Raw genomic sequence first — 1,331 nt, forward strand, 5'->3', positions numbered from 1 at the left:
CCACCGCCGTTTACTGGCGCTTAAGTTCTCAGCTTCGCCCCACCGAAATGGAGCTAACCGGTCCCCTTAACGTTCCAGCACCGGGCAGGCGTCAGTCCGTATACATCGCCTTACGGCTTCGCACGGACCTGTGTTTTTAGTAAACAGTCGCTTCTCGCTGGTCTCTGCGGCCACCCCCAGCTCACGGAGTAAATCCGATCACCGGTGATGGCCCCCCTTCTCCCGAAGTTACGGGGGCATTTTGCCGAGTTCCTTAACCATAGTTCACCCGAACGCCTCGGTATTCTCTACCTGACCACCTGAGTCGGTTTAGGGTACGGGCCGCCATGAAACTCGCTAGAGGCTTTTCTCGACAGCATAGGATCATCCACTTCACCACAATCGGCTCGGCATCAGGTCTCAGCCTTAATGTGTGACGGATTTGCCTACCACACGGCCTACACCCTTACCCCGGGACAACCACCGCCCGGGCTGGACTACCTTCCTGCGTCACCCCATCGCTTACCTACTACCACCTTGGGTCAGCGGCTCCACCACTCCCCTTTGTCCGAAGACTCCAGGGCGGCTTCACGGCCTTAGCATTAATGGATTCGATATTGGGCGTTTCAAAGCGGGTACCGGAATATCAACCGGTTGTCCATCGACTACGCCTGTCGGCCTCGCCTTAGGTCCCGACTTACCCTGGGCAGATCAGCTTGACCCAGGAACCCTTAGTCAATCGGCGCACACGTTTCTCACGTGTGTATCGCTACTCATGCCTGCATTCTCACTCGTGAACCGTCCACCACTAGCTTCCGCTGCGGCTKCTTCTAAGCCAACCTCCTGGTTGTCTCTGCGACTCCACATCCTTTCCCACTTAGCGTACGCTTAGGGGCCTTAGTCGATGCTCTGGGCTGTTTCCCTCTCGACCATGGAGCTTATCCCCCACAGTCTCACTGCCGCGCTCTCACTTACCGGCATTCGGAGTTTGGCTAAGGTCAGTAACCCGGTAGGGCCCATCGCCTATCCAGTGCTCTACCTCCGGCAAGAAACACACGACGCTGCACCTAAATGCATTTCGGGGAGAACCAGCTATCACGGAGTTTGATTGGCCTTTCACCCCTAACCACAGGTCATCCCCCAGGTTTTCAACCCTGGTGGGTTCGGTCCTCCACGAAGTCTTACCTCCGCTTCAACCTGCCCATGGCTAGATCACTCCGCTTCGGGTCTAGAGCGTGCAACTCAAACGCCCTATTCGGACTCGCTTTCGCTACGGCTTCCCCACACGGGTTAACCTCGCTACACACCGCTAACTCGCAGGCTCATTCTTCAAAAGGCACGCAGTCACGACG

Annotated in this window: 1 rRNA gene; it reads right to left on the minus strand. The window is 56.8% G+C overall.

The features are described 5' to 3' along the window. Positions 1–1,331: ribosomal RNA gene (locus ACJA3G_RS37760) — 23S ribosomal RNA — on the minus strand; the annotation flags it as partial.

This window comes from Streptomyces sp. YS-3, assembly GCF_045257485.1.
Taxonomy (GTDB): domain Bacteria; phylum Actinomycetota; class Actinomycetes; order Streptomycetales; family Streptomycetaceae; genus Streptomyces.